Consider the following 25,649-nt stretch of genomic DNA (forward strand, 5'->3'; position numbering starts at 1 on the left):
TCTCTTCATTTGCAGCAAAAACAGGAGGCGCAATTGTAAGGGAAAGGCTCGCGCCATCGCTAGCGTTTTTCTCGGGCCTGCTGAAAATAGTCACACACTTGCTCAATGGCCTTGAGGGTGCGCATCGTGGGTCGATTGATCCAGTCTGAGTGGAGTGACCATACGTTGTTGGCTTGAACGGCAGTTAACTCGCTCTGCCAACGTTGCCACATGCTGCCATTGGCAATGGCGTGCTCGGAGGTAAACATGACCTCAGGATTGGCGAGCAGCACTTGCTCCATTCCCACTTGAGGGTAGGGCATGGCAGCATCTTCAAATACATTGACGCCGCCACAAAAAGTAAACACTTCGCTCGGCCAGTTTCCTTGCGCGACACTGATGATGGGTGATTCGCTCAATTGATAGAAATAGCGTACAGGTTGCGAGGTGTCGTAGCGCTGAGCCATATCATTCAGCGTTTGCCTAAACTGCTCGGCTCGCTGCTTGGCGACCGATGGGTCGTCAGCAAACTGCCCTAAGCGCTCAATGTTTTCGGCGATGTCCGGGATGGAGTGTGCTTGAGAGTAATAAATATCAAAGCCAAGCTGAGCCAATTTGTCGAGCTCCTTGGCGGGATTTCCGCCCGGCCACGCGAGAATTAAATCCGGCTCCAAGGCAATGATTCTCTCGAGCTTAAAGCCTTGGTAGTTGGCGACTCGCTCTATGCGCTGCGCTTGAACAGGGTAATCGCTGTACTCGGAGACGCCGAGCAGTTTATCGCCAAGCCCAGCACTAAACGCCAACTCAGTTGTGTGAGGGGACAAGCTGACGATGCGCTCGATCGCCCACGAAGGGGCGCTAGTCAGTACCAACAGCGCAAAAAGGGAGCGCAATCTCATTAGAATCCTTGATAAATCATTGCCATAATCAGGCTTTGTAACACAAACCAGACGAGTAATCGTTGGTTGAGTAAAGTCAGGACTTGGGCAACATGAATGGCTGACGGGGCGATTCGCCCGCCGAGTTTCGCTCGGATACGCTTTTTGCTCGCTTGATGTTTGGCATCAGTGGGGTAGATTGCAGGCCCACCCATCGATAACTCCAACTTCGCGCCAACACTCACCAATAACCAAGCTGGGCCGGGTAGCGGCCATTGCCTCGCTTGCTCCCTTAGTAAAAGATAAGTCGCACGGCTACGCTGACCCAGCAATATGAAGAGGCTATAAAGGCGCAGCGGTAACCAGTCGAGTATCGCGACAACGCGCACCGCGGGTAGCCCAAATGGATGAAAGTATTCACGAGAAGGTGACCATGCCCTCGCCAGTTCGACACACATGCGATACAAAAAGGCGCCAGTCGCACCAGAGATGCCATACCAAAATAAGACGCCAATCAGATTGCGTCCGTACGACATCGTCAACGTTTCTACGCCCGCTTTCCCAAGCCCAAGTAGCGACAACGGACGGGTTTCTCGATTGAGATAGGGGCGAATAAGCAGCCGAGCTTGCTCTTTATCATTGCGAGCGAGCGCTTCAATAAAGAGGCGGCCAAAACGTTGGGTATTGCGCCACTCAATCGCCAGCAGCAAAAACGCGAGTTCAAATAGGGCGGGTTGCCAAACCAGAGGTTTGAGCGCGATTAAGACTGCCAGTGTCGGCAGTATCATTAAGCCCCATGCCAGCGTCCCAGAGATGAGGCTTTGTGAGTAGCTGGCGCGGGTATTGACCTTCTCAGCTAACTGCTCGGCAAATTTGTGCCAGAGGATGGCGGGGTGCGCCTCTCTGGGAAAAGGAAGCAGCCAATTGCAAAGCAGGGCGCCCCACATCACCAGCAGTGCGCCCCCAGCGTAGAATTGAGTGAACAGATCTTCCATGATGCTCCACTGCGCTTATTTCAGTAACTGAACCATATTGATCACCATTTCCGAAGAGCTTTGCGCAGCCAGAGGTAAAAACTCTTCAAAGCTCATCGGTGACTCTTTGTCTGCAACATCAGAGATTGCGCGGACGACAACAAAAGGCACCGCGAACTGATGACACGTCTGAGCAATGGCAGAAGCCTCCATCTCTACGGCAATGACAGATGGGAAGTGGGTACGGATAAAGGCTTGACGCTCTGCGGTGCAGACAAACGCATCGCCAGTACAAATCAGACCGCGTAGCGCGTGTTTGTCGTCCATTTTTGCTAGTGCTTGCTCAGCGACGGCCATCAATTTTTCATCCGCCGCGAACGCCGCAGGTTGGCCGGCCATTTGGCCCATTTCATAGCCAAACGCGGTCACATCGGCGTCATGGTGGCGAACTTCACTCGAAATCACGACATCACCAAGATTTAGCGATGAGTCGAACCCGCCCGCAGAGCCAGTGTTGATCACGACGTCTGGTTGATGCTCACTGATCAACAAGGTGGTGCCGACGGCCGCGGCCACTTTACCGATACCAGATTGCAGCAATACGACATCCACACCGTGAAGTTGACCTGCATAAAAGGTGCAGCCTGCCTTAGTCGTGGTTTGGACGTTGTCTAACGCGTCTTTTAGAATCGCAACTTCTTGCGCCATCGCGCCGATAATACCGATTTTCATAATGAATCCTGTTCATTTTCACTAGAATACTGTTTGCCCGACAGTTTATCAGAAAAATGCCGCAGGGCACCCTTTGTCGCCGCGGCGCTACCGCACCCACCATTGGTGCAACCCTTGATAACCAAAATACTTATTGCACCGCCTAGTCGCATCCCCTATAATTCGCGCTCCTCGTGTCGGCTGAATCAGAGATTGGCTGGCACAAATATTAACTTACTCTTATTAGGAGAGAATGATGTCTCTGAATGCAGAAACTAAAGCAGCAATCGTTGCAGAATACGCGCGCTCTGAAGGCGACACTGGTTCACCAGAAGTTCAAGTAGCTCTACTTACAGCTTCTATCAACCACCTACAAGGTCACTTCAAAGCTCACAAAGGCGATCACCACAGCCGTCGTGGTCTTCTACGTATGGTTTCTAGCCGTCGTAAGCTTCTAGACTACCTAAAAGGTAAAGATCTAGGTCGCTACCAAGAGCTAATCAAACGTCTAGGCCTACGTCGCTAATCAGCGTCTGCATAGAATAGTTTGTAAAAAAGGGGCTTATAGCCCCTTTTTTGTTGTCTAAATTTAGCCAAACCTCATTTATGCCGTTATACTACGGGCGGCAAATCCTGATTAGGATTTTCAATTAGCTCATTGCATTACAATTGCCATTTGGGCCAGTCATAGAATTTAGTTTCCAGCTTCTCACCGATAACTTAGCCCTTAGGTTGGGAGTTAGAAACTAAACTCTAGACTGTTTAATTCGTAATGCCTTGAGTCTTAATCCACTCTTTTTAGGTTTCGCATCACGGCGTGAACCTAGACACAAGGAATAACAATGTTCGAAAAACCAGTTGTTAAAACGTTCCAGTACGGTAACCACACAGTTACTCTAGAAACTGGCGTTATTGCACGTCAAGCTACGGCTGCCGTTATGGTCACTATGGACGATACCGCGGTATTCGTTTCTGTCGTAGGTAAAAAAGAAGCGGTTGAAGGTCAAGACTTCTTCCCTCTAACAGTAAACTACCAAGAGCGTACCTACGCTGCGGGTAAAATCCCAGGTGGATTCTTCAAGCGTGAAGGTCGTCCTTCTGAAGGCGAAACACTGACGGCTCGTCTGATCGACCGTCCAATCCGTCCTCTATTCCCAGATGCATTCAAAAACGAAGTACAAGTGATTGCAACAGTAGTATCTGTGAACCCAGACGTTCAACCAGACATCCCAACAATGATTGGTACGTCTGCAGCACTTGCTATCTCTGGTATTCCGTTCAACGGTCCTATCGGTGCAGCGCGTGTTGGTCACATCGACGGTCAACTTGTTCTTAACCCAAGCAACACTGAACTAGAAACGTCTAAGCTAGACCTAGTGGTTGCGGGTACGGAATCTGCGGTACTGATGGTTGAATCAGAAGCGGATAACCTAACTGAAGAAGAGATGCTAGCAGCGGTTGTGTTTGGTCACGATCAACAGCAAGCCGTGATCTCTGCAATTAACGAATTCAAAGCTGAAGTGGCAACACCAGCTTGGGATTGGGTTGCACCAGAAGAGAACACAGCGCTTAAAAACCGTATCGCAGAACTGGCTGAAGCGAAATTGGTTGAAGCATACCAAATCACTGAGAAGATGGCGCGTTACGACCGTATCCACGCTATCGCAGGTGAAGTGAACGAAGTGCTGCTTGCTGAAGATCCAGAAGCAAACACGAAAGAAATCCACACTATCTTCCACGATCTAGAGAAGACAGTGGTTCGCCGCAGCATCATCGCGGGCAACCCACGTATCGACGGCCGTGAAAAAGATATGGTTCGTGCGCTAGACGTACGTACTGGTGTGCTTCCACGTACTCACGGCAGCGCACTATTCACTCGTGGTGAAACTCAGGCTCTAGTAACGGCGACGCTAGGTACGCAGCGTGATGCTCAAATCATCGACGAGCTAACCGGTGAGCGTAAAGATCACTTCCTACTACACTACAACTTCCCTCCATACTGTGTTGGTGAAACGGGTTTTGTAGGTTCTCCTAAGCGTCGTGAAATCGGCCACGGTAAACTGGCTAAACGCGGTATTGCAGCTGTTATGCCTTCTGTTGATGAATTCCCATACACAGTACGTGTGGTATCGGAAATCACGGAATCTAACGGTTCTTCTTCAATGGCTTCGGTATGTGGTACTTCTCTTGCTCTTATGGACGCAGGTGTACCAATCAAGTCTTCTGTTGCGGGTATCGCAATGGGTCTTGTTAAAGAAGGCGACGACTTTGTTGTTCTTTCTGACATCCTTGGTGACGAAGACCACCTAGGTGACATGGATTTTAAAGTAGCGGGTACTAACACGGGTATCACTGCACTTCAAATGGACATCAAGATCGAAGGTATCACTAAAGAGATCATGCAAATTGCGCTTAACCAAGCTCAAGGTGCACGTAAGCACATCCTATCTGTAATGGATGAAGCTATCTCTGGTGCTCGTGAAGACATCTCTGAATTCGCTCCTCGCATTCACACCATGAAGATCAGCGCAGAGAAGATCAAAGACGTGATCGGTAAAGGTGGTGCAGTTATCCGTGCTCTAACTGAAGAGACAGGTACAACTATCGAAATCGAAGACGACGGTACTATCAAGATTGCAGCAACGGAAGGCGCGGCAGCGAAAGAAGCTATCCGCCGCATCGAAGAGATCACGGCTGAAGTTGAAGTTGGTCGCATCTACACGGGTAAAGTGGCTCGTCTAGCTGACTTTGGTGCATTTGTAACAATCCTTCCAGGTAAAGATGGTCTAGTACACATCTCTCAAATTGCTGACAAGCGTGTAGAGAAAGTGTCTGACTACCTTGCAGAAGGTCAAGAAGTTCAAGTGAAAGTGCTTGAGATTGACCGTCAAGGCCGCGTTCGTCTAAGCATGAAAGAAGCGGTAGAGAAAGCGGAAGAAGCGGCAGAAGAGAAGCCAGCGTCTGACGCATAATCGCGTTTGCCTCCTAAGGGGGTAAATTAGATTATTACTCTAAAAGCATGTTATAAAGGGAGCATTACGCTCCCTTTATTATTTTCAGGGATTTCGCTAAGCCTCGCTTAGCTACAGGAGTATCTATTTGTGAAATGGTTTCAAACCGCAACTCTAGGCCTGACCCTTCTCATTACCGCAGGCTGTGCCACTCAGTCTCACCAAAATGCGGAGTGGCTCTACCCTCCCATGGCTGTCCCTCTGCAAGCCAGTGTTCAACAGGAAGTGCAAATAGCGCGTTTGAGTCAGTTACTGCAACGTACGGATCTGAATGATGATGTGCGGGCGAAGATGCTTTACGAGCGTGGAAACTACTATGACAGTGTTGGTCTGCGTGACTTAGCTCGACTCGATTTCAATCAGTCTTTGTCACTGAATCCCGCGCAGCCCGATCTGTTTAACCTGCTTGGTGTCTACTTTACCCAAATTGGTGAATTCGACGCAGCGTACGATGCGTTCGATTCGACGTTAGAGCTCGATCCTGAGAACTCTTATGCGGCGCGCAATCGAGCTATTGCCTTGTACTATGGCGATCGACTTGATCTTGCGCTTGAAGACATGAACAAGCATTTTGCCGAGGATCCGAGCGATCCGTTTCGCGCGCTGTGGCTCTACATCATTGAAGCGGAGCGTGCACCAGAGCAAGCCCGCGCTACCTTGCTTGAGCGTTATCATGACCGAGATGAGCAGTGGGGATGGGTGCTGGTGGCGATCACGTTAGGTGAAGTGTCGGAGCAGCAAGCGTTTAAAGCGATCTTAGCGGGAACCCGTGATAACACGTTGCTGGCTCAGCGTCTCACTGAAGCGTATTTCTACCTAGGCAAGCGCTATCAAAGCGAAGGGGATTTCGCTAGTGCAATCTCTTTATATAAGCTCGCGATCTCCTTCAATGTGTATGAGTATGTCGAGCACCGCTACTCTTTCTTGGAGCTGAGCCGGATTTATAACCAAGTGAAAGCGGAACAGCTCGCCAAAGCGAAGCAGCAAGCCATAGAGGCAACGCAATAATGACAAGGCCATCGCAATGCGATGGCCTTCTTCGTTAGTCTAGAGTTTTCACTTTAAGCCCAGCAATTTGATGCCAGTAGCCATTGCATTGGCGATCGTGCAACATCTGAGGTTTTTGACCTTGTTCATTGGCTTTAAACTCGCTGACGTGTGAAAAGGTCTCCAATCCGAGTGGGCTTAAGCGCACCACATCGACCAAGCCTTGCATGCTCGGCAAGTCATTGACCAAGTTATAGCAATAACCGGATTGCGTTTGAATGCCATTAAGATTGAAGACCTCTTGCCCCTCCTGGCTGCGTACCTTGAGACCCGTCGGGTATTTGATGCAGCAGGTTTCGCAGTCATCCTTGGCGCGGTTTTCCGCACGCGCGGTAAAACAGCGCGCTGAATAGGCCAAAGGCAGGTAACCGTGGCTGAACACTTCAACATCAAATTGGCCGCGAATGCCTAGATCCTCACATTGCGATAAGGTGTTTGAGAGCCACTCTCGCGAGAGCTCAACGGGCATGCACCAGCGTATCATCCCCTGTTTAAGAAACAGCTTTAACGTGTGGGCGTTGTAGGTATTGACCGCAGGGCCGACCACAAAAGGCACTTTGTGTTGTGAGGCGAGCTGAATCGCGGAGACATCGTTCGCTTCAATAGCGAAGTCACCATTGTCGATGTACTTTTTCATCACGTTGACTTCACTCGGCGCTTCTAGAAGTGCCATGGTGGAGAGCACCACCTGTTTACCTGCTTGGCTCAGCTCTTGCGCCAAGTCAAACCAGTGGCTAGGTTTCATCTCACGTCGTTTAGAGCAGACGCTTTCGCCTAAGTAGAGAATATCCGCATCGCTCTGCTTCGCTTGTTGATAAAAGTCTTCAACGTTCTGCTTTGGCCAGAAGTAGAGTAAGGGACCAAGGGCGTATTTCATCGTGTTTTCCATATCAGTCTCTACTGCCATTTACGGTGGTATGCACCCAGTGTGGTTTGTGTCCCTTCGGAAACGTTCGCAAGGGCTGCATCCCACTGCGGTTCCACCTGATACTGCTCTGGCGCGGATTGGTAGCGGTCAATAGCAGCGCGCCATGTTCGCGTGACTTGCTCGACGTACGCCGGGCTGCGCTGGCGTCCTTCAATTTTGACCGAAGCCACATTTGCCGCAAACAGCTCAGGTAGCATAGACAAAGTATTCAAGCTGGTCGGCTCTTCAAGGGCGTGATAGCGCTTGTGTTCTCCTGCGATCTCTGCGTCAAAACGCCCTTTGCACAGGGTAGGGTAGCCAGCGTTTTCGCCCGCTTGATAGCGATCAATCAGGATATCATTGAGGCGTGATTCCAATCCTTGCTCGGTCTCTTGCCAGCGGACGTATTTCGCGGGTGAGCAGGCGCCAACGGTGTTGGGGGACTCTCCTGTCATGTATGAGGAGAGGTAGCAACGACCTTCCGACATGATGCACAAACTGCCAAAGGCAAACACTTCCAGTTCGACATCTGAGGTGATGTTGCGAGACAGCTGTTTTACCTGATGAATTGAGAGAACACGAGGCAGCACGACACGTTTGACGTTGAAGTTCTGTTGGTAGAATTCGATTGCGGCGACATTGGTGGCTGAAGCTTGGACCGACAAGTGTAGCTCAAGATCTGGGTATTTATTGGCGGCGTAATCGAGCACCGCAATGTCTGCGACGATCAAGGCGTCCACGCCTAAATCGGCTGCACGATCGACGGCGTTGGTCCAGCGTTCAAACCCATTCGGATGAGCAAAGGTATTCAACGCAATATGAATTTTTTTGTTGTGGTCATGAACGTAGTCGACCGCTTTGTCGAGCTTCTTACCTTGAAAGTTGAGGCCTGCGAAGTGACGCGCATTGGTGTCATCTTTAAAGCCGATGTAGACCGCGTCAGCACCGCAATCAATCGCGGTTTTTAAAGCAGGAAGATTGCCTGCTGGGCATAGGAGTTCCATTGCACATTACCCGTTCTTAATCCGCCACGTCCAAGGCGTGGGCGAAGAGGTGTCAAAGTATGCTGGGCATTTTATGAAGGTTTATGAATAGCAAATTTGATGTGAGGCAGGTTTGAGCGAATTCGCTCTGAAAATAATCACTTAGTGGTAAAAAATACCGCAGGGTTAGTTCTTGTGACGGCGGTTTTGCGCGAACAGCTCTTCAATGTCCTGTTTCGGTTGAGGGCGATGAAAGTGGAAACCCTGAATCGCATGACAATTGAGATTAGAGAGCAAGGTCGCTTGCTGTTGGGTTTCTACCCCTTCGGCCACCACGGTTAAGCTCAACGATTTACCGAGATTTATGATGTTCTCGATGACGGTGATCTGCTTAGGTAGCGTGTCGATGTCGGTGATAAAGGCACGGTCTATTTTGAGCTCATCAATCGGAAAGCGTGCCAAATAAGAGAGTGACGAGTAGCCGGTACCGAAGTCATCAATCGACAAGGAAAAACCAAGCTTTTTGATCGCGTTGAGCATCTGTAGCGTGTGCTCGCTGTCACTCATAACGGCGCTTTCAGTCAACTCAAAGGTGATGCAGTTAGGGTCCAGCTCAGTGGTACGCAAGAGCTTTTCCATGTAGTCGATAAGCTTAGGGTTGCCAAACTGCTCGGGTGACAAGTTGATGGCGACACGTCCCGGCAAAATGCCTTGTAGCTTCCAGCGTTTGACCGTATTGAACACATCACGCATCACCACGCGTCCAAGGTGCTCAATCAATCCAGCGCGCTCGGCCACCGGAATAAAGGCGCCAGGGCTGATGTAGCCTTCAACGGGATGTTTCCAACGGATCAGTGCCTCGGCGCCATTGATACTAAAATCGCGCGCGTTCACTTTCGGCTGATACCAGACCTCTAACCCGTTTTGCTGGAGCGCTTTTTGCAGCTCAATTTCGAGCCAAAGGCGCATCCGCGCTTCTTTGTTCATTTGATCGTTGAATTTGATCAAACGATTTCGGCCGCGATCTTTCGCTTCGTACATCGCGGTGTCTGCATTTTGCAACAAAATGCGTGCGTCGTTGCCATCGCCTGGATACGCAACACTGCCGATAGAGCAGGCTAAGCGCTTACTAAAGTGGTGCAAATCAAAAGGTTGGTTAATCAGCGAGATAATACGCTCAGAGAGCATCTCGGCCATGCGGTTGTTTTCTGGCTCGGGCAGAATAAGGCCAAATTCATCACCGCCCAGATGCCCCAAAATCGCTTGGGGAGGCAAGAGACGTTTTAGTCTTGATGAGACTTCTTTGATCACTTTGTCACCGATGTGATGACCCAGTGAGTCATTGATATTTTTAAAGTTATCAATGTCTAGATAGAGCATAATCAACGGCGTTTCGTTGTGAATCAGTTGCTCAAGGCGCTTGGTAAACCCAAAGCGGTTGTAGAGACCGGTTAGTGAGTCGAGGTGCGCATCCTCTTTACTGGTTGGTGAGAGTGTTTTGTTACTCACTTCGGCATCTTGAATCAGCACTATTTGGGTGTTGCCACCAAGCAGTTTGGTTGCGCCTGCGTGTAGCTGGACTTTACGCTCAAAACCACAGCGCGGCCCGGTTAAACAGACCAAAGGCGCTTTGACGATCTGGTTTTCTAGCGATTTGGCAAAGACGGTCTTGGTTTTCTCGTCGACAAACAGGCGAGAGAAGCTTTCGCCCAGCAGTTCTTGAATCATCTCAAAACCGAGTAGACGCAGCGCTGCGGGATTGGCCGACAGAATGCAGTCATCTTCGACCAGCAGTAATCCATCTGGCAGTATCGTGGTTAAGGTGCTGAATTTACCTTCTGACTCTTCGAGAGAGCGAACCAAAATTTGTTTTTCAGAGGTATCGATGGCATGAAAGACGATGTGTTCGACTTTGCCTTCAGTCTCAACGGGAGTCAGACTAAAATGAACGCTGGTTTCGAGGTCGATGTCATCAAGGGTGATTTCTGCCTCTAACGTTTCGCCATTAAACGCCCGCTCATAATAGGGTTTGAGCTGTTGGTAGAACTGTTTACCAAGAATTTCGCTGTCGCACATTCCGACCATTTCCGCAGGCGTGAGGCCAGAAAGGTCGCAGTAACGCCCATTCACCAAAGCATAGTGATGTTGGTTATCTAAGATCGCAAAAAAAAACGGACTCTTCGCCGTTATTTTTGTAAACCAATGCTGAAGTTGTTGCGAGAGCATCAAGTTTGTACCAGTTCTCCGAGGATTCTTCTTAGTAAGCGGCATATTTACTAAGACGTCAATACAACTATAACGACCTTTGTGACGTGATGACAAGGAAGAGAAGGATAAAGACTGTTTTTTGATAAATAACAGGATTTCTCTCAGTGACATCCACTATGATGGCGAGTTGTGTTTGACAAATTAACGGATCATCAGCGTGATTAACAAGATTCGCACTCAGCTAGTTCGTAATGCCGCATCAATTTTGCGATCTCCAATCCACTTCTTGCCTCATTTTGTTCAAAAAAGAGCCTTGTTGGATGGACTAAACACGGTGTTTAAAGAAGCCCTCGAAGACGGCGATTTTGACTTCTTGCAAGACAAATGGCTTAAAGTCGCGATCAAAGATCTCGATCTCTGCTGGTTCATCAGTTATCAAGATGAACAGCTACAGGTTGCCGATACTCCGATGACCGCCGATGTGACCTTCAGTGGCAACCTCAATGATTTGGTGTTGATTGCAGGTCGCAAAGAAGATCCAGATACGCTCTTTTTCCAACGCCGCCTTTCTATCGAGGGGGATACCGAGCTTGGTCTGGAAGTCAAAAACTTGATGGACAGTGTTGATCTCACGCTTTTACCTAAACCCTTGCAAATGTGCATGAATCAACTGGCCGACTTTGTTCAGAAAGGCGTACAATCTGAGACCTTAAACAAAGAGGTTGTCCATGCTTATTCGAACTGAAGCGCCCGCTGATATTCTGTCGGTCGAAAAATTACTCCAAACCACTTTTGACACTGACGCTGAAGCCAACTTGGTGATGAGCCTGCGAGAAAACGGCAATCGCACTTTGTCTTTGGTCGCGTGCAACGATGAGGGTGACGTCGTCGGTTATGTGTTGTTTAGCCCAGTAACCGTTAATGGTGAAGAGAAAAACTGGCAAGGGCTCGCGCCTTTAGCGGTGGCGAACGCGTATCGCAATCAGGGGATCGCGGCACAATTGGTTGAAGAAGGGCTCGCGTCACTGCATGAGTTTGGTTATCCCGCCTGTGTGGTCTTGGGCGATCCGAACTATTATGGCCGTTTTGGCTTCGAGTCAGCGGAGAAGCATCAGTTGCATTGTCGTTGGGATGTGCCGGCTGGCGCGTTCCAAGTCATAGAGTTAGCAGCAGGTGAAGTGCAAGGTGTACAGGGCTTGGTGGACTACAGTCCGGAGTTTACCGCCCTCTAAGTGGCGGTTTGAACAAGATTTATCCATGAAAAGCTTGGTTTTGTCCTTTTTTTAAGCGTTCGACACGATAAAGCCAATTTTTTCAAAAATACCACTTGTCAGCGTTATGTCGTTTCGCTAGTATTGCTCCGCCTTCAACGAGGAGGTCGCTAGCCTTGTTCAGGACGACTCCTAGAACGGCGCTGGCTCAACAATTTGGAACATAGGTGGAAAGCATGTTTACCGTTCTACTTGTGATTTACCTGTTGGCAGCGGTTGGTGTAATCGGCCTCGTGCTGATTCAACAAGGTAAAGGCGCAGATATGGGAGCCTCATTCGGTGCAGGCGCATCAAACACAGTGTTTGGCGCAAGCGGCTCAGGAAATTTCCTAACCCGAATGACTGCAATTTTTGCAACAGTATTTTTTGTTATCAGCCTAGTGCTTGGCAACATGTCGACACACAAGACAGAGTCTCAGTGGGTTGACCCAACACAAGGTCAAGTGATTCAAGCTGGTGACGTGAGTGAAGTTCCTGCACCTACAACGGGTGACGAAATTCCTCAATAAGCGATAGCTCGCTTAAGTAAGATTTATGCCGAGATGGTGAAATTGGTAGACACGCTAGCATGAGGTGCTAGTGCCTTTGGTGTGAGGGTTCGAGTCCCTCTCTCGGCACCATTATTTACAAACTTGTAAAACACCTTGGAGAGCGTATAATGCTCGACAAGTCGGACGCGGGGTGGAGCAGCTTGGTAGCTCGTCGGGCTCATAACCCGAAGGTCGTCGGTTCAAATCCGGCCCCCGCAACCAATTCCTATATTGAGATTTGACCAGTTCTTATCTGATGAAAATTAGGATGTTGCAAGTTTTCGCAGGCTTGATTATGTCGAATAGTCACTGCGAGTTAAATGATGAAATACATCGTTTAACGTATCAGGGTCCAGCAACAAAAAACCCCGACTATATCGGGGTTTTTTGTTATCTGAACTTTTTAAAAGTTCAGAGCTTGCTTGGAATTTAAATTGGGCTCTGAGCCCTTTTTTTGTTTCTGGAGTGGTTTAAATGACTGGTTTAGAAAGACAACTTACTGAAATGCTTGAAGCTCCTGTAGCAGCATCAGGTTATGAGTTAGTTGGATTAGAATTTATTCGCGCAGGCGAACACTCAACGTTGCGTATTTTTATTGACCATGAAAATGGCATTACCGTCGATGACTGTGCAGAAGTGAGTCGTCAGGTCAGTGCGGTGATGGACGTTGAGGATCCAATCACAGTGGCTTACAACCTAGAAGTGTCTTCACCAGGTTTAGAAAGACCACTTTTCAAAGCGGCACATTATGAGCAATTTATTGGTCACGAGGTCAGCATCGTTTTGAAAATGGCTATCGGTAACCGTCGTAAGTGGAAAGGTGTTATCCACTCTGTCGAAGGTGAAACAGTGACGATTACTGTGGATGGCAACGATGAAGAGTTTGCATTAAGCAACATTTCAAAAGCTAACCTGATCCCTAAATTTTAAGCGAAGTCTTAGAGGCTATTTAAAATGAGTAAAGAAATTTTAGCGGTAGCAGAAGCGGTATCGAACGAAAAAGCGGTACCTCGTGAGCGTATTTTTGAAGCATTAGAAATCGCACTCGCTACCTCGACTAAGAAAAAGTACGAAATCGAAATCGAGGTTCGCGTAGCTATCGACCGTAAAACCGGTGAGTTTGATACTTTCCGCCGTTGGTTAGTGGTGGAAGAGGTTGAGCATCCAACGAAAGAGATCTCACTAGAAGCGGCGCAATTCGAAGATCCAGAGCTGCAAGTTGGCGATTACGTAGAAGACGAAATCGAGTCGGTGACGTTTGACCGTATTACGACGCAAACTGCGAAGCAAGTGATTGTTCAGAAAGTTCGCGAAGCAGAGCGCGCACAGATCGTTGAACAGTTCATCGACAACGAAGGTGAGCTTGTGACTGGCGTGGTGAAGAAAGTGAACCGCGACACCATCATTCTTGATCTGGGTAACAACGCGGAAGCGGTTATTCTGCGTGATGACCAGTTACCACGTGAGAACTTCCGTCCTGGTGACCGTGTACGTGGCCTACTGTACCGCGTCGCGCCAGAAGCGCGTGGCTTCCAGCTATTCATCACACGTTCTAAGCCAGAAATGTTGGCAGAACTGTTCCGTGTTGAAGTGCCAGAAATCGCAGAAGAAATCATCGAATTGAAAGGCGCAGCGCGTGATCCTGGTTCTCGTGCAAAAATTGCCGTGAAGACCAACGATAAGCGTATTGATCCTGTCGGTGCCTGTGTGGGTATGCGCGGTGCGCGTGTTCAAGCCGTATCGGGTGAACTTGGTGGTGAGCGTATTGATATCGTGCTTTGGGATGATAACCCAGCGCAGTTCGTGATCAACGCTATGGCGCCGGCTGATGTTGCTTCCATCATTGTTGATGAAGATACGCACTCAATGGACATCGCGGTTGAAGCGGACAACCTAGCTCAGGCGATTGGCCGTAACGGTCAAAACGTTCGTCTCGCCTCTCAGCTAACGGGTTGGGAACTGAACGTGATGACGGTTGAAGATCTTCAGAAGAAACACGCTGAAGAGTCACAAGCGTCTATCGAAAACTTTATGAAGTACCTAGATATTGAAGAAGACTTTGCTCAACTGCTTGTTGAAGAAGGCTTCTCGACTCTAGAAGAGATCGCTTACGTGCCCGTAAACGAGCTACTAGAGGTTGATGGTTTGGATGAAGATCTTGTTGAAGAGCTACGTAGCCGTGCCAAAGAAGCATTGACCACGATCGCCCTAGCACAAGAAGAATCGTTTGAAGGTCTAGAGCCTGCAGAAGATTTACTAGGTCTTGAAGGCCTAGAACGCGAAATGGCATTTAAACTGGCAGCAAAAGGTGTCTCCACATTGGAAGATCTTGCTGACCAGGGTATTGATGACCTAGAAGGTATTGAAGGCCTAACTGAAGAGCGTGCGGGCGAGCTGATCATGGCAGCACGTAACATCTGTTGGTTCGGCGAAGAAGCATAATTTCCCAGCAAGGAGGAGCGGCATGACGCAAATTACCGTTAAAGCACTAAGTGAAGAAATTGGTACGCCAGTAGACCGCCTATTAGAGCAACTTGCTGACGCAGGAATGAAAAAAGCGAGCACAGATCAAGTCACAGAAGATGAAAAACAGAAACTGCTGACTCACCTGAAAAAAGCGCACGGCGACACCAATGGTGACGCTGAGCCAACTCGCTTAACCCTGCAACGTAAAACTCGCAGCACATTGAGTGTTAATGCGGGTGGCGGCAAAAGCAAAGAAGTCAACGTTGTGACTCGTAAGAAACGTACTTACGTGAAAGCGAGCACAATTGAAGATGAAGCGAAACGTGAGGCTGAAGAAGCCGCTCAACGTGAAGCTGAAGAAGCGGCAAAACGCGAAGCTGAAGAAGCAGCAAAACGTGAAGCCGAAGAAGCAGCAAAACGTGCAGCAGAAGAAGCAGCAAAACGCGAAGCGGAAGAAAAAGCGAAACGTGAGGCAGAAGAGAAAGCCAAACGTGACGCTACCGAGAAGGCGAAACGTCAATCTGGACAACAGAACGAACGTAGCGCTGAAGAGAAATCTAAGCAAGAAGCAGCGCGAAAAGAGGCCGACGAGCTTAAACGTCGTCAGGAAGAAGAAGCTAAGCGTAAGGCTGAAGAGGAAAGTCAGCGCCAGCTTGAAGAAGCTCGCGAATTGGCTGAGAAGAATAAAGAGCGTTGGTCTGCTGCTGAAAAGAAAAAGGGTGATATGGAAAATACAGATTACCATGTAACGACTTCAACCTACGCACGTGAAGCCGAAGATGAAGCAGATCGCCGTGAAGAAGCGGGTCGTCGTCGCAAGAAGAAGAAACTCTCTAGCAAAAACGATGATCAAGAACGCAACGCTCGCCCTGGACGTGGTAAAGGCCGCGCGAAAGGTCGTCTAGCGAAGCCTTCTTCTATGCAACAAGCGTTCGACAAGACCGCTTCGGTTGCAAAAGCAGACGTTGTGATTGGTGAAACCATCGTGGTTTCTGAACTGGCAAACAAGATGTCAGTGAAAGCAACAGAAGTGATTAAAGCGATGATGAAGATGGGCGCAATGGCGACCATCAACCAAGTGATTGACCAAGAAACAGCGCAATTGATCGCTGAAGAAATGGGTCATAAGGTCGTGTTGCGTAAAGAGAATGAGCTTGAAGAAGCGGTTCTAAACGATCGTGATAGCCACGCTGAAGCGACACCTCGTGCGCCAGTTGTGACCATCATGGGTCACGTTGACCACGGTAAAACATCGACGCTTGACTACATCCGTCGTACACACGTGGCTTCAGGCGAAGCGGGTGGTATTACCCAGCACATCGGTGCTTACCACGTAGAAACTGAAAACGGTATGATTACCTTCCTTGATACTCCTGGACACGCGGCGTTTACCGCAATGCGTGCTCGTGGTGCTCAAGCGACGGATATCGTTGTTCTTGTGGTTGCAGCAGACGATGGCGTAATGCCACAAACGGTTGAGGCTATCCAGCACGCGAAAGCGGCAGAAGTGCCTCTAATCGTTGCAGTGAACAAGATCGATAAAGAAGATGCGAACCCAGATAACGTTAAGAATGAGCTTGCTCAGTACGACGTTATTCCTGAGGAGTGGGGCGGCGAGAACATGTTCGTTCACATCTCTGCGAAACAGGGTACCAACATCGACGGTCTTCTAGAAGCGATCCTTCTTCAGTCTGAAGTTCTTGAACTTACAGCTGTGAAAGAAGGCATGGCGTCTGGTGTTGTGGTTGAATCGCGTCTAGATAAAGGTCGCGGTCCAGTGGCTACAGTACTGGTTCAGTCAGGTACCCTAAATAAAGGCGACATCGTTCTTTGTGGTCAAGAATACGGCCGTGTTCGTGCAATGCGCGACGAGCTAGGTCACGAGATTACTGAAGCTGGTCCATCTATCCCTGTGGAGATTCTAGGTCTATCTGGTGTTCCTGCATCAGGTGATGAAGCAACAGTAGTACGTGATGAGCGTAAAGCACGTGAAGTCGCTAACTACCGCGCTGGTAAGTTCCGTGAAGTGAAACTGGCTCGTCAGCAGAAATCCAAACTTGAGAACATGTTCTCTAACATGGCTGCAGGTGAAGTGGCTGAGCTGAACGTGGTACTAAAAGCGGACGTACAGGGCTCGGTTGAAGCAATTGCAGACTCACTACTGAAACTTTCTACTGACGAAGTGAAAGTGAACATCGTGGGTTCTGGTGTGGGTGGTATCACAGAGACTGATGCAGTACTGGCTGAAGCGTCTAACGCTATCATCCTAGGCTTTAACGTACGTGCGGATGCATCAGCTCGTCGTGCGATTGAAGCGGCAAGTGTTGACCTACGTTACTACTCAATCATTTACCAATTGATTGACGAAGTGAAACAAGCAATGGGCGGTATGCTTGCTCCAGAATTCAAGCAAGAGATCATTGGTCTTGCTGAAGTACGTGACGTATTTAAGTCACCGAAACTGGGCGCAATCGCTGGTTGTATGGTCACGGAAGGCGTGATCAAGCGTAACAACCCAATCCGCGTACTACGCGAAAACGTTGTTATCTACGAAGGTGAGCTTGAGTCCCTACGTCGCTTTAAAGATGACGTTCAAGAAGTTAAGAACGGCTACGAATGTGGTATCGGCGTTAAGAACTACAATGATGTTCGCGTCGGTGACCAAATCGAAGTCTTCGAAACAGTGGAAATCAAACGTACACTGGACTAATTGACTAACATTACTCTCAAAGGTCGAAAGACGAGAGCAATGGGTTGTTGAATACACCATGGGGGGCTGGCTTGACCATCCCCCCATTCTTTCTAACGTGAGAAAAGAGATGTCAAAAGAATTTAGCCGTACTCAGCGCGTTGCGCAGCAGTTACAAAAAGAATTGGCGATGATCCTCCAGCGTGAAGTCCGTGACTCACGTCTGGGCATGGTGACCATTTCCGATGTCGAAGTGTCACGTGATTTAGCCTACGCCAAAGTGTTTGTCACCTTCCTGTGTGTTGGCGAGCAAACCCCAGAATCGTGTCTGGCAGCACTGCGTGAGCACGAAGTACACATCCGTATGATGTTGGGCAAGCGTATTCGTCTGCGTCTGACACCAGAAATCCGCTTCCATTACGACAACACCTTAGTTGAAGGTATGCGCATGTCTAACCTCGTCAGTGAGGTGATTAGTCAAGACAAACGCAAACAACACGACGCAGGTCGTGATGAAGAGGAAGAGAACTAATGGCACGTCGTCGTAAAGGTCGTCCTATTGATGGTGTGATCCTATTGGATAAACCCACAGGGATTTCATCCAACGACGCACTGCAAAAGGTCAAACGCATCTACTTTGCGGAGAAAGCAGGCCATACCGGGGCGCTCGATCCTCTGGCAACCGGCATGCTGCCGATTTGTTTGGGCGAAGCGACCAAGTTTTCTCAGTTCTTGCTCGATTCGGACAAGCGATACCGAGTGATTGCCAAGCTGGGCGAGCGAACCAACACCTCCGATTCAGATGGAGAAGTGGTCGAAACGCGTCCTGTGAATGTGGATCTCCCTACGCTCGAAGCATGTATCGACAAGTTCCGCGGGGAATCAGACCAAGTACCGTCAATGTTCTCGGCCCTGAAATATCAGGGTAAGCCGCTGTATGAGTATGCTCGTCAAGGCATTGAAGTTCCTCGCGAAGCGCGCAAGATCACCGTGTACGAGATTATCCTCCACCGCTTCGAAGGCGATGAAGTCGAGATGGAAATACACTGCTCGAAAGGCACTTACATCCGCACTATCGTAGACGATCTTGGCGAAATGCTAGGTTGTGGCGCGCATGTGACCATGCTGCGTCGCACGGCGGTCGCTAACTACCCGTACGAGAATATGGTGACGCTAGAGCAGCTTAATGAGCTTCTTGAACAAGCGCATCGTGAAGAGCGCGCGCCGCGTGAGTTACTTGACCCGCTGTTGCTCCCGATGGACACCGCTGTTGAAGATCTGCCTGAGGTGAACTTGATTCCTGAATTGGCCGATCTCGTCATGCATGGTCAGCCTGTGCAAGTTTTCGGCGCTCCGACAGAGGGTACGGTTCGCCTGACGAAAGGTGAAGAGAAGTGTTTTATCGGCGTTGGTGAAATGAACGACGACGGTAAGATTGCGCCAAAGCGTCTCGTCGTATTCAGAGACCCGGTTTAATACCGATATAAGCCTCTCTCAACGACAAAAAACCGAAGCACTATCAGCGCTTCGGTTTTTTATTTTAAGCGTCTTGGTTACTCTATGAGCCCTTCGGCTTTCAGGATGTCACGAAGTTGTTCTGCGCGTTTGCGATTGACGCCAAAATCAGAGTAACCCACACGCGACTCTGAGCGCACTATTAGCGCTCCGTCGGTCATTTTTAGCTCCAAGTCATCGACGAAACGCAGGATTTTTGAGGTGCACTCAATACGTAAGTAACCTTCATCGCTGACCGCAGTTTTTGCGCCGGGTAATTGCAGGGCGGCGCGCTCAATCGCATCGATGTTGGCCTCTTTAGTCAGAATAAAGGGTGCGAGAGAAAACTTCTCTCGCGTATCCTGAGTAGAGACACAATTAGGTTTGTCACCACAGGGCTCGGCGCTTCTGTCTGTCATTGTCGTCACTCCTTGGCTGCAACCCGCAAGAGCGATGGACGCGAGCAGCAGAGTGGTTAGGGTTTGCCATTGAGGTTTCATTGGTACTCCTTACTAAGAGGGCGCTTCACGGACTTTAAGAAGGTTATACTTCTAGAAAGTCTAAGATACCTTCTGCGGCTTTGCGTCCTTCATCGATGGCCGTGACCACAAGATCGGAGCCGCGCACAGCATCACCACCAGCAAAAATCTTCTCGTTACTGGTCTGGTAACGGTAAGTTTGTTCAGATGCCGCTTTAATTCGGCCCCACTGATCCAGCTCTACACCGTAGGGTTCTAACCAGCTCATTTGGTGCGGTTGGAAACCAAACGCCATAATGACTGCATCGGCGGCCAGTACGTGTTCGCTGCCTTCGACCGGCTCTGGGCGGCGGCGCCCAGCAGCATCTGGTTCACCCAATGCCGTTTTGACCACCTTGACCCCAGTGACCTGACCGCTTGCGTTGACTTCTAACCCCAAAGGCTGAAGGTTAAACATAAAATCTACCCCTTCTTCTTTAGCGTTTTTCACTTCGCGCCTTGAGCCGGGCATGTTTTCTTCATCACGGCGATAAGCACAAATCACGTTTGCAGCACCTTGGCGGATAGAGGTGCGTACACAGTCCATCGCGGTGTCTCCCCCGCCGAGGACGACGACATTTTTCCCGGCCATATCAATAAACGGTTTGTCGTCTTTAAGGTCCATCACTTTATAGGTATTGGAAATCAAAAACGGCAGCGCGTCATACACGCCAGGCGCGTCTTCATTCTCAAGTCCAGCGCGCATATTTTTGTACGTACCCACCCCTAAGAAGACCGCATCGTAGTCGTTAATCAGCTCACTCATTTGAATGTCTTTACCGACTTCGACATTAAGACGGAACTCAACACCCATGTCACTAAAGATACGACGACGGTTTTCCATCACCCCTTTTTCTAATTTAAAAGAAGGGATACCAAAGGTGAGCAGCCCGCCGATTTCTGGGTAGCGATCAAACACGACCGGTTTCACGCCATTTCTGACTAACACATCGGCTGCTGCGAGACCTGCAGGGCCCGCGCCTATGATGGCGACTTTTTTATCCGTCCACTCGACTTTAGACATGTCGGGCTTCCAGCCCATTTCGAACGCTTTGTCCGTAATGTATTTTTCAATATTGCCGATGGTCACCGCGCCAAAGTCATCATTGAGGGTACAGGAGCCCTCACAAAGACGGTCTTGCGGGCAGACGCGTCCACATACCTCGGGCAAGCTGTTGGTTTGGTGAGACAGCTCAACGGCTTCAAGGATACGCCCTTCATTGGCGAGCTTTAGCCATTGCGGAATGTAGTTGTGAACCGGACATTTCCATTCACAGTAAGGGTTACCACAATCTAAGCAGCGATCCGCTTGGGCAGTCGCTTGCTGCTTGGTAAAGGGTTCATAAATCTCGACAAACTCTATCTTACGGATCTTAATCGGTTTTTTAGCCGGGTCGACACGCTGGACATCGATAAATTGGTATACGTTCTGGCTCATACATCCTCCATGACTTATTGTGCTTGAACGCGAAGTTCAGCAGCGCTACGACTTTGGTGACCAAGCAAGGTATTCAGATCCGCTGCTTGAGGTTTAACTAGGTAGAACTTCGGAATCCATTCATCAAAGTTCGCTAGGATATGCTCGGCGTGTGCCGAACCGGTTTCCTCCAAGTGCTCGGCAATTAAGCCGCGTAGATGCTCTTGGTGGATATAGAGGTCGGCCAACGAAATCGCTTCTACCGACTCGTTATTCACTCGCCCTGCAAAGTCTTGATTATTATCTAGTACATAAGCAAAACCGCCCGTCATACCCGCGCCGAAGTTGACGCCTGTCGCGCCAAGAATCGCGACGATGCCACCAGTCATGTATTCACAAGCGTTATCACCCGCGCCTTCGATGACGGCAATGGTACCTGAGTTACGCACCGCAAAACGCTCACCCGCCGTTCCTGCAGCAAACAGTTTGCCGCCTGTCGCGCCATATAGGCAGGTATTGCCTATGATGGTCGCTTCATGGCATTTGAAGGCCGTACCCAAGTGAGGTTTGATGACCAGTTTGCCACCTGCCATCCCTTTACCCACGTAATCGTTGGCATCACCCGTGAGGATTTGTTCAACGCCGCCAGCGTTCCAGACACCAAATGATTGACCCGCTGTACCATCAAGGTAAATCTTGATGGGTGTGGCAGCCATGCCTTGGTTGCCATAGCGTTTGGCGATTTCGCCCGACAGACGTGCGCCCACTGAGCGATCGGTATTGATGACATTGTAGAAGAAGCTTGCGGGCTGCTGCGCTTCGATTGCGCTCATCGCATCATCGACCATCTGTTGGTTTAAGTGCGCTTTGTCAAACGGCGCGTTCGGCTCAGTCCAAAACAGCGGATGGCCTTCTGGAGAAACCGGCGCTTCGAGGATATTCGATAGATCCAGTTTTGCTTGTTTCGCCGTCATCCCTTCCACCGCTTGCAGCAGATCGGTGCGACCAATCAGATCCGTGAGTTTTTCAACGCCTAATTCGGCGAGTAAGCCTCGCACTTCCTCAGCAAGGCCGGTGAAGTAATTCATTACCTGTTCGGGTAGGCCTTTGAAGTACTGATTACGCAAGGTTTCGTCTTGTGTCGCGACGCCCGTAGCACAGTTGTTTAAGTGACAGATACGCAGGAATTTACATCCCATCGCAACCATAGGCGCAGTACCAAAACCAAAACTCTCCGCACCGAGGATGGCCGCTTTGACCACATCGAGACCGGTTTTTAAACCGCCGTCGACTTGTAGGCGAATTTTATGACGCAAACCATTTGCGACCAGCGCTTGTTGGGTTTCCGCTAGACCGAGCTCCCATGGGCTGCCCGCGTATTTCACTGAGGTGAGTGGGCTGGCGGCGGTTCCGCCGTCGTAGCCAGAGATTGTGATAAGGTCAGCGTAAGCCTTTGCCACACCGGTGGCGATAGTGCCCACTCCCGGCTCAGAGACCAACTTAACGGAAACCAAGGCCTTTGGATTGACCTGTTTCAAATCGAAAATCAGCTGTGCCAAATCCTCGATGGAGTAAATGTCATGATGAGGTGGAGGTGAAATTAGGGTCACACCTTGGACGGAATAACGCAGTTTGGCAATTTCTGCCGTCACTTTGTGTCCGGGCAACTGACCACCCTCTCCGGGCTTGGCACCTTGCGCTACTTTGATTTGCAACACATCAGCATTGGTTAGGTAGTGGGGCGTAACGCCAAAACGGCCTGAAGCAACCTGCTTAATGCGTGAGTTTTTCTCGGTACCAAAACGGCGAGGATCTTCACCGCCTTCCCCAGAGTTGGAGTAGCCGCCTAGTCGGTTCATCGCCGTAGCCAGCGCTTCGTGCGCTTCGGGGCTTAGAGCGCCAATGGACATGGCGGCAGAGTCGAAGCGCTTGAATAGCTCCGTTGTTGGCTCAATGCGCTCAAGTGGCAAAGGCGTCTCGGCTTTTTTCAACGTCATCAAGTCACGCAGCATGGCAACCGGGCGCTCGTTTACTTGCTTGGCGTAGCTTTGGTAATCTTGGCTCTCGCCAGAGCGCACCGCTTTTTGCAATGTGCCGACGACATCCGGGTTGTAGGCATGGTATTCACCACCATGTACGTATTTTAGTAGCCCGCCGTGGTCGATAGACTTACGCTTCGCCCACGCTTTGCGTGAGAGATTAAAGAGGTCTTGTTGGAAGTCGTCAAAGTTGGCCCCTTGAATACGAGTAGTGACGCCTTTAAAGCACAATTCGACCACGTCTTTGTGTAAGCCGACCGCTTCAAACAGCTGCGAGCAGCGATAAGAGGCCACGGTTGAAATGCCCATCTTGGACATGATCTTATACAGGCCTTTATCAATACCGTATTGGTAATTCTGCATCACTTCTCGGTAGCTCTTCTCTACCGCACCGTCATCAATGAGTTTGCCTAGCGCTTCGTAGGCCAGGTAAGGGTAGACAGCAGTGGCGCCGAAACCGAGTAGTACCGCGAACTGGTGTGGGTCGCGCGCAGTCGCCGTTTCGACGATGATATTGGCATCACAACGTAAGTTGGCATTGATAAGACGGGTTTGTACCGCACCCACTGCCATGGCTGCAGGAATCGGCAAACGGCCTTTGACTAACGCGCGGTCTGACAACACCACTAACACCGTTCCTTCACGCACGACTTGCTCTGCCTGTGCACATAAATCATCAATCGCTTGTTTGAGATCTTTCTGAGTCGGATCGTAGTTGATGTCTAAAATGGTGTTGCGGTAGTGGTCATCATCAAGCCCAAGCAACTGCTGCATGTCTGAGTAGAGTAGAACCGGAGAGCCAAACGTGACTCGATGGGCGTGACCATCGGTTTCACAAAAGACATTCATCTCTTGGCCGATACTGGTCGCCAATGACATCACGTGCTTTTCGCGCAGTGGGTCGATAGGCGGGTTGGTCACCTGAGCAAATTTCTGTCTAAAGTAATCGGTCACTAAGCGCTCTTTGGATGACAGCACTGCCATTGGCGTGTCATCACCCATAGAGCCGACGGCTTCTTGCCCCATATCGCCGAGTACGCGCAGCACTTGATCGACTTCTTCATTGCTCATCGCAAACTGCTTTTGATACGTTTTTAAAAGATCGTTATCGAAGCTGCGTTGGCCGACTTGATCGTCTGATAACTCAGCAAATGGCGTCAGCTTGCGAACGTTGTGCTCCATCCATTCGCGATAAGGGTGACGGCTCTTGAGATCGTTGTCTATCTCGCTCGATTGCCACAACTTGCCTTGGCGCGTATCGATCACCAAGAGCTCACCGGGGCCGACACGACCTTTTTTCGCCACTTCATCTGGGGCGTAGTTCCAAATGCCGACTTCAGAGGCGAGGGTGATCAGCTTATCTTTAGTGATCACATAGCGGGCAGGGCGCAAACCATTGCGGTCTAAGTTACACGCCGCGTAGCGTCCATCGGATAGAACGATGCCTGCTGGGCCATCCCAAGGCTCCATGTGTTTGGAGTTGAAGTCATAGAATGCGCGCAGATCGGCATCCATATCTGGGTGGTTTTGCCATGCAGGCGGCACGAGCATACGCATCGCGCGGAAGATATCCATTCCACCAGCAAGGAACAAGTCCAGCATATTGTCTAGACTCGAGGAGTCTGAACCGGTTTCATTGACAAAAGGTGCCGCCGTTTGCAAATCCGGAAGAAGCGGCGAGGCAAATTTGTACGCACGTGCGCGCGCCCACTGGCGGTTGCCTTCAATGGTGTTGATTTCACCATTGTGCGCCAGGTATCTAAACGGCTGCGCCAATGGCCAACGAGGTTGGGTGTTGGTAGAAAAGCGCTGGTGGAACAAACAGATAGCCGATTCCATGCGCAGATCCGCTAAGTCGAGGTAAAAGCGCGGTAAGTCTGCTGGCATACACAGACCTTTGTAGACAAGGACCTGAGTCGACAAGCTACAAATGTAAAAATCGCTGTCATCGTGAATCTGTTTTTCGATGCGGCGGCGTGCAATATAGAGGCGGCGTTCAATGTCGCGCTCACGCCACCCTGCCGGTGCTGAAATAAACACCTGTTGAATGTTCGGTAATGAGTTTAAGGCGATGGGACCAAGGACCGCAGAGTTGGTTGGCACTTCGCGCCAGCCAGCGACTGATAAGGTTTCTTTGGCTAACTCTTTGTTAATGATGTCTTTTGCAGATTGTGCTTTGACAGGATCTGGGCTGAAAAAAATCATCCCGATGGCGTATTGCTTACCGAGATTGAAACCTTTCTCTTTGGCGATCAGACGCAGATAGGAATCGGGTTTTTGCAACAACAACCCACAACCATCGCCGGTTTTTCCGTCGGCGGCGATGCCACCACGGTGGGTCATGCGATCCAATGCTGAAATTGCGGTACGAACTAGCTTGTGGCTAGGTTCACCTTCCATGTGTGCAATTAAACCAAATCCACAGTTGTCTTTTTCAAGACGAGGATCATATAGAGCCATTGCAATTCTCCCTTTGCTTCGCTGTCTTCCAGACAGTACTACCAACGTATCCAGCTTGAACTCAAAA

At 49.8% G+C, this 25,649-nt stretch carries 20 protein-coding genes and 2 tRNA genes; 13 read left to right on the forward strand and 9 right to left on the reverse strand.

The genetic code is table 11. From position 1 onward, the window contains the following. Positions 1–59: 59 nt before the first annotated feature. The 3 genes from btuF to mtnN are packed head-to-tail and all read right to left on the reverse strand — an operon-like array spanning position 60 to position 2,563. Entirely contained in the window at positions 60–878 is an 819-nt protein-coding gene (gene btuF, locus AC6R0R_RS09240; protein ID WP_500626480.1) for a vitamin B12 ABC transporter substrate-binding protein BtuF, read from the reverse strand. Continuing rightward, a complete protein-coding gene (locus AC6R0R_RS09245) occupies positions 878–1,852 on the reverse strand; it encodes a cobalamin biosynthesis family protein (protein ID WP_500626481.1) in 975 nt (324 codons plus the stop codon). Before AC6R0R_RS09245 ends, btuF begins: the two co-directional genes overlap by 1 nt. A 15-nt stretch (positions 1,853–1,867) precedes the next feature. After that, positions 1,868–2,563 carry a 5'-methylthioadenosine/S-adenosylhomocysteine nucleosidase gene (mtnN, locus tag AC6R0R_RS09250; RefSeq protein ID WP_500626482.1) on the reverse strand — a complete coding sequence of 232 codons (696 nt, stop codon included), beginning with the start codon at positions 2,561–2,563 and terminating at the stop codon, positions 1,868–1,870. A gap of 235 nt (positions 2,564–2,798) precedes the next feature. On the opposite strand from mtnN, the gene rpsO reads away from it, so the two are divergent. The 3 genes from rpsO to nlpI all read left to right on the forward strand — a co-directional run bounded on the left by rpsO (position 2,799) and on the right by nlpI (position 6,561). After that, positions 2,799–3,068 carry a 30S ribosomal protein S15 gene (rpsO, locus tag AC6R0R_RS09255; RefSeq protein WP_032551549.1) on the forward strand — a complete coding sequence of 90 codons (270 nt, stop codon included), beginning with the start codon at positions 2,799–2,801 and terminating at the stop codon, positions 3,066–3,068. A 316-nt stretch (positions 3,069–3,384) separates the two neighbouring features. Next, on the forward strand, positions 3,385–5,514 hold the full coding sequence (gene pnp / locus AC6R0R_RS09260; protein ID WP_500626483.1) for a polyribonucleotide nucleotidyltransferase: 2,130 nt from the start codon (positions 3,385–3,387) through the stop codon (positions 5,512–5,514). A 129-nt stretch (positions 5,515–5,643) separates the two neighbouring features. Further along, positions 5,644–6,561 carry a lipoprotein NlpI gene (gene nlpI, locus AC6R0R_RS09265; RefSeq protein WP_500626484.1) on the forward strand — a complete coding sequence of 306 codons (918 nt, stop codon included), beginning with the start codon at positions 5,644–5,646 and terminating at the stop codon, positions 6,559–6,561. Between the two features lie 34 nt (positions 6,562–6,595). Here nlpI and AC6R0R_RS09270 read toward each other — a convergent pair whose 3' ends face one another. The 3 genes from AC6R0R_RS09270 to AC6R0R_RS09280 all read right to left on the reverse strand — a co-directional run bounded on the left by AC6R0R_RS09270 (position 6,596) and on the right by AC6R0R_RS09280 (position 10,716). After that, positions 6,596–7,477 (reverse strand): U32 family peptidase, encoded by an 882-nt coding sequence (locus tag AC6R0R_RS09270; RefSeq protein WP_500626598.1) that lies wholly within the window; start codon positions 7,475–7,477, stop codon positions 6,596–6,598. A 20-nt stretch (positions 7,478–7,497) separates the two neighbouring features. After that, on the reverse strand, positions 7,498–8,511 hold the full coding sequence (gene ubiU, locus AC6R0R_RS09275) for a ubiquinone anaerobic biosynthesis protein UbiU (protein ID WP_500626485.1): 1,014 nt from the start codon (positions 8,509–8,511) through the stop codon (positions 7,498–7,500). A gap of 165 nt (positions 8,512–8,676) precedes the next feature. After that, entirely contained in the window at positions 8,677–10,716 is a 2,040-nt protein-coding gene (locus AC6R0R_RS09280) for a sensor domain-containing protein (RefSeq protein ID WP_500626486.1), read from the reverse strand. Positions 10,717–10,915: 199 nt separating this feature from the next. Here AC6R0R_RS09280 and ubiT point away from each other — a divergent pair, with 199 nt between their 5' ends. The 10 genes from ubiT (at position 10,916) to truB (ending at position 19,130) form a co-directional block, all read left to right on the forward strand. Continuing rightward, positions 10,916–11,443 (forward strand): ubiquinone anaerobic biosynthesis accessory factor UbiT, encoded by a 528-nt coding sequence (gene ubiT, locus AC6R0R_RS09285; protein WP_500626487.1) that lies wholly within the window; start codon positions 10,916–10,918, stop codon positions 11,441–11,443. Further along, positions 11,427–11,930 (forward strand): GNAT family N-acetyltransferase, encoded by a 504-nt coding sequence (locus tag AC6R0R_RS09290; protein ID WP_500626488.1) that lies wholly within the window; start codon positions 11,427–11,429, stop codon positions 11,928–11,930. Before ubiT ends, AC6R0R_RS09290 begins: the two co-directional genes overlap by 17 nt. 215 nt (positions 11,931–12,145) lie before the next feature. Next, positions 12,146–12,478, forward strand: a complete 333-nt coding sequence (gene secG / locus AC6R0R_RS09295) for a preprotein translocase subunit SecG (RefSeq protein ID WP_334554266.1) — start codon at positions 12,146–12,148, stop codon at positions 12,476–12,478. Between the two features lie 27 nt (positions 12,479–12,505). Next, a tRNA-Leu gene (locus AC6R0R_RS09300) sits at positions 12,506–12,589 on the forward strand. Between the two features lie 55 nt (positions 12,590–12,644). Continuing rightward, positions 12,645–12,721, forward strand: a tRNA-Met gene (locus tag AC6R0R_RS09305). Positions 12,722–12,973: 252 nt separating this feature from the next. Then, a complete protein-coding gene (rimP, locus tag AC6R0R_RS09310) occupies positions 12,974–13,429 on the forward strand; it encodes a ribosome maturation factor RimP (RefSeq protein ID WP_500626489.1) in 456 nt (151 codons plus the stop codon). 24 nt (positions 13,430–13,453) lie between these two features. Then, a complete protein-coding gene (gene nusA, locus AC6R0R_RS09315; RefSeq protein WP_334554270.1) occupies positions 13,454–14,941 on the forward strand; it encodes a transcription termination factor NusA in 1,488 nt (495 codons plus the stop codon). 22 nt (positions 14,942–14,963) lie between these two features. After that, the gene (gene infB / locus AC6R0R_RS09320) at positions 14,964–17,675 is read left to right on the forward strand and encodes a translation initiation factor IF-2 (RefSeq protein ID WP_500626490.1); all 2,712 of its coding nucleotides are present in this window, start codon (positions 14,964–14,966) and stop codon (positions 17,673–17,675) included. A 109-nt stretch (positions 17,676–17,784) separates the two neighbouring features. After that, entirely contained in the window at positions 17,785–18,186 is a 402-nt protein-coding gene (gene rbfA, locus AC6R0R_RS09325) for a 30S ribosome-binding factor RbfA (protein ID WP_334554273.1), read from the forward strand. Further along, on the forward strand, positions 18,186–19,130 hold the full coding sequence (truB, locus tag AC6R0R_RS09330; RefSeq protein WP_334554275.1) for a tRNA pseudouridine(55) synthase TruB: 945 nt from the start codon (positions 18,186–18,188) through the stop codon (positions 19,128–19,130). Before rbfA ends, truB begins: the two co-directional genes overlap by 1 nt. A 77-nt stretch (positions 19,131–19,207) precedes the next feature. On the opposite strand, the gene AC6R0R_RS09335 is transcribed toward truB, so the two are convergent. Genes AC6R0R_RS09335 through gltB form a run of 3 tightly spaced genes read right to left on the reverse strand, consistent with a single transcriptional unit; the run spans position 19,208 to position 25,582 of the window. Beyond that, complete coding sequence (locus tag AC6R0R_RS09335) at positions 19,208–19,648, reverse strand: DUF1499 domain-containing protein (protein WP_500626491.1); 441 nt, start codon at positions 19,646–19,648, stop codon at positions 19,208–19,210. Positions 19,649–19,691: 43 nt separating this feature from the next. Then, a complete protein-coding gene (locus tag AC6R0R_RS09340) occupies positions 19,692–21,104 on the reverse strand; it encodes an FAD-dependent oxidoreductase (RefSeq protein WP_500626492.1) in 1,413 nt (470 codons plus the stop codon). 14 nt (positions 21,105–21,118) lie between these two features. Continuing rightward, complete coding sequence (gene gltB / locus AC6R0R_RS09345) at positions 21,119–25,582, reverse strand: glutamate synthase large subunit (protein ID WP_500626493.1); 4,464 nt, start codon at positions 25,580–25,582, stop codon at positions 21,119–21,121. Between the last annotated feature and the right edge of the window lie 67 nt (positions 25,583–25,649).

The organism is Vibrio sp. R12-SW3-ISO1, from assembly GCF_059834005.1.